The organism is Microbacterium sp. H6, from assembly GCF_003314775.1.
GTDB classification, from domain to species: Bacteria; Actinomycetota; Actinomycetes; order Actinomycetales; family Microbacteriaceae; genus Microbacterium; species Microbacterium oxydans.
Genome location: NZ_QOAY01000297.1, coordinates 1 through 5417, shown reverse-complemented (window position 1 = coordinate 5417; position 5417 = coordinate 1). Strand labels below are relative to the sequence as shown.

Genomic DNA, 5417 nt, shown 5'->3' with positions numbered 1-5417 from the left:
GCCCTCGACCTCGCCGGGGTCGGACTCGCAGACGGTGGCCACGCGGCGGGTGGGGCGCCGCGCGTGCTGATCATCGGTGCATCCGGAGGCGTCGGCACGTTCGCCGTGCAGCTCGCGACTCTCCGCGGAGCCGAGGTATGGGCGACCTGTCGCGACCGCAACGCGCCGCTGATCGAGCAGCTCGGCGCGGTGCGCACGTTCGACCACAGGGAGTCGCCGTTGAGCACGCTCGCGGACGGCCGATTCGACGCGATCATCGACATCGCGGGAGGGATGCCGCTGCGCGAGCTGAAGCGTCTCGTCGTTCCCGGCGGCACAGTCGTGCTGGTCACCGGCGACGGCGGCCATGTGCTCGGCCCCGTCCCACGGATGCTGCGCGCGGTGTTCCTGTCGATCGGCTCGCGGAGCATCCGACCGCTCGCCGCGACGCCACGCCCCGAGGTGCTGGCGAAGCTGCTCGACCTCGTGGCCGAGGGGCGGATCGTCCCCGTCATCGAGCGCGAGTATCCCTTCGCCGAGGCATCGGCGGCTCTCTCCCGACTGGAAGCCGGCCACACGGTGGGCAAGCTCGTGGTCGCCGGCACCGCGGTCTGAGCGCTCATCGGCGGTGTTCTGGTGCCGCACCGACAGCGGTGTGGCGGAGCACCCCCCCACCGCGCTCTGGCGGTGCACAGGGGGCGGGTGACAGAATGGACCCCGGCGTGCCCGAGTCGCATCTTCCCCGACGCCCGCTCGATCGAGCGAAGGGTCGAAGGACCGCCGGGCCCCTGGACAGCGTCCGCCGCGCCCGTCCTCCGAGGAGAGCTCCCATGTCGACGCCTGAAGCCGCCGTCTCCACCGCCCCCGCCCGCACCGCGCACCACCGCCACTACCTGATGTGCAAGCCGGAGCACTTCACCGTCAACTACTCCATCAATCCGTGGATGGAGCCGTCGAAGCCCACCGACACCGCGAAGGCGGTCGCGCAGTGGCAGAAGCTCCACGACCTGTACGTCGAGCTGGGCCACGACGTCGAGCTCATCGAGCCCCTCGCCGGATACCCCGACATGGTCTACACGGCCAACGGCGGGTTCCTCATCGACGGCCGCGCCTATGTGCCCGAGTTCCGCTTCGTCGAGCGCCAGGGCGAGGCTCCCGCCTTCGCCGACTGGTTCCGCGGCGCGGGCTACGACACCGTGATGCCGAAGGAGGTCAACGAGGGCGAGGGCGACTTCCTGCTCGTCGGTGACGTGATCCTCGCCGGCACCGGCTTCCGTTCGACCGGCGACAGTCACCGCGAGGTCGGCGAGGTCTTCGGCCGCGAGGTCGTGTCGCTCAACCTGGTCGACCCGCGCTTCTACCACCTCGACACCGCGATCGCCGTGCTCGATCCGGTGCAGGGTCTCGAGAACGGCGGCCCGGAGCACGCGAACATCGCGTACCTCCCCGGTGCTTTCGACGACGCGAGCCGCGCCGAGCTCGAGAAGCGCTTCCCCGACGCGATCCTGGTGTCGGACGAGGACGGCTCGGTGTTCGGCCTGAACTCGGCGAGCGACGGCTACAACGTGATCATCTCCCCGCGCGCGAAGGGCTTCGAGAAGCAGCTGCGCGAGCGCGGTTACAACCCGATCATGATCGATCTTTCCGAGCTGCTGCTCGGCGGCGGCGGCATCAAGTGCTGCACGCTCGAGCTTCGGGGCGCGAAGTGACCGCGCTGGAGGCAGGCGCCGATGTGAACACCGAGCCGCACGTCGCACACAACTATCACCCGCTGCCCGTGAACATCGCCCGCGCAGAGGGCGCGTGGGTGACGGATGTCGAGGGCAAGCGCTACCTCGATCTGCTCGCCGCGTATTCCGCCGTGAACTTCGGTCACCGGCACCCGGCACTCGTCGCCGCGCTCACCGAGCAGCTCGGACGGGTCACGCTCGTCAGTCGTGCGTTCCAGAGCGACCGCCTCGAACCGTTCGCCGCGGCGCTGGCGGAGCTCGCCGGCAAAGACCTCGTGCTGCCGATGAACACCGGTGCCGAAGCCGTCGAGACCGGCATCAAGGTCGCCCGCGCGTGGGGCTACCGCGTCAAGGGCATCGCCGAGGGCAGGGCACGCATCATCGTCGCAGCCGGGAACTTCCACGGGCGCACGACCACGATCGTCAGCTTCAGCGACGACGAGCAGGCGCGCGACGACTTCGGGCCCTACACGCCCGGCTTCGACGTCGTGCCGTACGGCGACGCGGACGCCATCGCCGCAGCCATCACCGACGACACTGCCGCCGTGCTCGTGGAGCCGATCCAGGGCGAGGCAGGGGTCGTGATCCCGCCGGAGGGATACCTGCGCCGCATCCGCGAGATCTGCGATGAGAAGAACGTGCTGTTCATCGCCGACGAGATCCAGGCCGGTCTCGGTCGCGTGGGAGAGACGTTCGCATGCGACCGCGAGGGCGTCGTGCCCGACCTGTACCTGCTCGGTAAGGCCTTGGGCGGCGGCATCCTCCCGGTCTCGGCCGTGGTCGGCGACTCCGATGTGCTCGGTGTGATCCGTCCCGGCGAGCACGGCTCGACGTTCGGCGGCAACCCGCTCGCCGCAGCCGTGGGCCTGCGCGTCGTCGAGATGCTGCAGACGGGGGAGTTCCAGGAGCGCGCCCGTGCGCTGGGAGCCCATCTGGAGCAGGCGCTGCAGCCGCTGATCGGCCACGGCGTCACGGCCGTGCGCATCGCGGGACTCTGGGCCGGGGTCGACATCGACCCCGCGAACGGCACAGGGCGGGAGATCGCCGAGAAGCTGCTCGAACGCGGCGTGCTCGTGAAGGACACGCATGGACAGACGGTGCGCATCGCGCCGCCGCTGGTGATCCGTGCGACCGAGCTCGACTGGGCGGTGGAGCAGCTCAAGCTCGTGCTGGGCGCCTGACCGACCCGCCGACACGGACAGCGCCACCGCTGTCACGGCCGTCGACTGGGGATGAGACGGCTGGCGGTGGCGCTGTCCTCGTGCCGCTCAGGCCGGTGGGGAATCCGGGTCGAGCGTCTTGAGGGTGTCCTCTTCGGCGGCGTTATCGGCGTCGAGCTGATCCTCGGTGTTCTCGTCGCCGCCGAGGGCCGCACGATGGCCCTGGCCGGCGTCGCCCTGGATGGCTCCTCCGGTGGACTCGCCGCGCGAGGCATCACCCTGGATGGCTCCGCCGGTGCCGTCGCCCTGGCCGGAGTCCTCGTCCGGTGCTCCGACTCCGGGTGCGCCCTCTGCCGGGTCCTGCGGGTGGGGGGTGCGTTCCGTGTTCTCGTCCATGCGACGACGCTACGTCGGGTGCGGCCCTCCGCAGAGGGCATTGACAAACAGGCCGAGGATGCTCAGTCGTCGGGGTCGCGCCGCTTGGCGGTGCGGATCGGCGTGGTCACGGCGGCCTCGTCGCTGAACTCGATCGGGTCGACCTCGATCACGCTGAGCGGGCGGGTCTCGTCGAGTGTGAGCAGGAAGCGGCGGTTCTCGTCGCGTCGCAGGCGCCCGGACGTCGCCACCCAGATCACACCGATCGCACAGGCGACGAATCCGGCCGTGCCGCCGAGCATGATCGCAGCGCGCGGCCCGAACGTGTCGGCGACCCACCCCGCGATCGGAGCGCCCACCGGGGTCGAGCCCATGATCACCGCCATGTAGAGCGCGAGCACACGGCCGCGCAGGGCGGGATCGGTGGTGATCTGCACGTAGCCGTTGGCGGTGGTGAGGAGCGTCACGATCATGAAGCCGGTGAACGTCAGGGTCACGGCGTACGACGCGTAGCTGGGCATCACGGACGACACGAAGGCGGCGATCCCGAACCCGCCGGCAGCCAGGATCACCACCCGTACCCGGGCCCGGTCGCGACGTGCGGCCAGCAGGGCGCCGATCAGCGACCCGATGGCCAGCACCGAGCTGAGCACACCGTATCCGTCGGCTCCCGCACCGAACTCGAGTGCCATGGTCGAGGCGAAGATCGGGAAGTTCATGCCGAAGGCGCCGATCAGGAAGACCGTGACGAAGACGACCTTCAGGTCGCTGCGTCCCCATACGTACCGGAAGCCGGCTGCCAGGCCACCGCGGCTGCGGTTCTTCAGCCGAGGGGCGAGCAGGCTGCGCCGCATCAACAGGAGCGCGAGGAGCATCGCCAGGAAGGTCGCGGCGTTCACGATGAACACCCAGCCCGAGCCGATCGCCACGATCAGCAGGCCTCCGACGGCCGGCCCCACCATGCGGGCGAGGTTGAACGACGCCGAGTTGAGGGCCACCGCGTTCGAGGTGTCGCCGGTGGAGACCATGTCCGAGACGAACGCCTGCCTGGCCGGGGCGTCGAAGGCGTTCACGATGCCGAATCCGAGGGCGAACCCGAACATCATCGGCAGCGTCATGAGGTCGTTGAGCAGCAGCACACCGACCGCGATGGCCAGGGCCAGCAATGCCGACTGGGTCGCGAACAGGATGTGCCGGCGGTCGAAGCGGTCGGCCACCCACCCCGTCATGCTCACGAGCACGAGGGGAGGCCCGAACTGCAGGGCCATGGTGACGCCCATCGCCGTGGCGTCGTTGTCGGTGAGCTCGGTGAGCACCACCCAGTCCTGCGCGGTGGCCTGCATCCACCCGCCGACGTTGGAGATCAGGGCGCCCGCGAACCAGATCCGGTAGTTGATGTTCGCGAACGAGCGGAACATGGCGCTCATCTCTCCACCACCCGCCGCATCAGGGCGCTCGCTTCGCGCAGTGTGGTCAGCTCGGCCTCGGTGTAGTCGACCTCGCGCAGCATGTCGGCCAGCAGCTCGTCGCGCCGGCGGATGGTCTCGACCACGATCTCGGCACCGGCCGGGGTGATGTCGACCTGCACGCGTCGCCGGTCGTCCTCGTCGGGGGTGCGCACGACGAAGCCCTGCTCCTCGAGGCCGTTGATCGTGCTCGTCATCGACGGCGCGGTCACGCGTTCGCGTTCGGCGAGGGTCGAGACCGTGCGTCGGCCGTTCATGCGCAGGTCGGCGAGCACCGCCAGCTGCGCGTCGCTCATCGAGTCGGCGGCGCGGGCGCAGCGGAGGCGGCGGGCCAGCCGGAACGTGGCCATGCGAAGGTCTGTGGCGGTGAGGCGGAGGGATTCATCAGACGCAGACATTACTTAGATAGCCTATCTAATTTTCCGGATGCCGTCGCGGCAGCGGGCACAATGGAGGGGTGACCCGAACGCTCGCCTTGGAAATCGCCGTGCAGGACCCCGCCGGAGTGCGCATCGCCAAGGAGGTCGGCGCGGCACGCGTCGAGCTCGCGACGGCTCTCGCCCTCGGTGGACTCACCCCGTCGCCCGCGACGATCGAGCTCGCCGTCGAGACGGCAGGGGTCGATGGCCCCGAGGTGCACGTGCTGATCCGCCCGCGCGCGGGCGGCTTCCACTACGACGACGACGAACTCGCCGTGGCCGAGCTCG

At 69.9% G+C, this 5417-nt stretch carries 7 protein-coding genes; 4 read left to right on the top strand and 3 right to left on the bottom strand.

What is annotated here, in order from left to right; genetic code table 11:
- The 3 genes from DSP71_RS19230 to rocD all read left to right on the top strand — a co-directional run.
- On the top strand, nt 1–594 hold a 594-nt coding region (locus tag DSP71_RS19230), incomplete at its 5' end, for a zinc-binding dehydrogenase (RefSeq protein ID WP_147251405.1).
- A gap of 215 nt (nt 595–809) precedes the next feature.
- A complete protein-coding gene (gene ddaH / locus DSP71_RS19225; protein WP_046747564.1) occupies nt 810–1688 on the top strand; it encodes a dimethylargininase in 879 nt (292 codons plus the stop codon).
- Complete coding sequence (gene rocD, locus DSP71_RS19220; protein WP_113681842.1) at nt 1685–2890, top strand: ornithine--oxo-acid transaminase; 1206 nt, start codon at nt 1685–1687, stop codon at nt 2888–2890. Before ddaH ends, rocD begins: the two co-directional genes overlap by 4 nt.
- Nucleotides 2891–2977: 87 nt before the next feature.
- On the opposite strand, the gene DSP71_RS19215 is transcribed toward rocD, so the two are convergent.
- From DSP71_RS19215 to DSP71_RS19205, 3 genes are all read right to left on the bottom strand, one after another.
- Nucleotides 2978–3265 carry a hypothetical protein gene (locus DSP71_RS19215; RefSeq protein WP_045264425.1) on the bottom strand — a complete coding sequence of 96 codons (288 nt, stop codon included), beginning with the start codon at nt 3263–3265 and terminating at the stop codon, nt 2978–2980.
- Nucleotides 3266–3327: 62 nt separating this feature from the next.
- Nucleotides 3328–4662: an MFS transporter gene (locus DSP71_RS19210; RefSeq protein ID WP_082108607.1), complete on the bottom strand. Its 1335-nt coding sequence runs from the start codon at nt 4660–4662 to the stop codon at nt 3328–3330.
- A gap of 5 nt (nt 4663–4667) precedes the next feature.
- Nucleotides 4668–5108 (bottom strand): MarR family winged helix-turn-helix transcriptional regulator, encoded by a 441-nt coding sequence (locus tag DSP71_RS19205; protein ID WP_046747567.1) that lies wholly within the window; start codon nt 5106–5108, stop codon nt 4668–4670.
- A gap of 59 nt (nt 5109–5167) precedes the next feature.
- Between DSP71_RS19205 and DSP71_RS19200 the strand changes: the two genes are divergently transcribed.
- A partial coding sequence (locus tag DSP71_RS19200; protein WP_309472634.1) for a copper homeostasis protein CutC occupies nt 5168–5417 on the top strand: 250 nt, incomplete at its 3' end.

Excerpts from the sequence above, each read along its gene's own strand:
- ddaH (WP_046747564.1), top strand. The coding sequence starts at position 810 with ATGTCGACGCCTGAAGCCGCCGTCTCCACCGCCCCCGCCCGCACCGCG.
- DSP71_RS19215 (WP_045264425.1), bottom strand. The coding sequence starts at position 3,265 with ATGGACGAGAACACGGAACGCACCCCCCACCCGCAGGACCCGGCAGAG.
- DSP71_RS19210 (WP_082108607.1), bottom strand. The coding sequence starts at position 4,662 with ATGTTCCGCTCGTTCGCGAACATCAACTACCGGATCTGGTTCGCGGGC.
- DSP71_RS19205 (WP_046747567.1), bottom strand. The coding sequence starts at position 5,108 with ATGTCTGCGTCTGATGAATCCCTCCGCCTCACCGCCACAGACCTTCGC.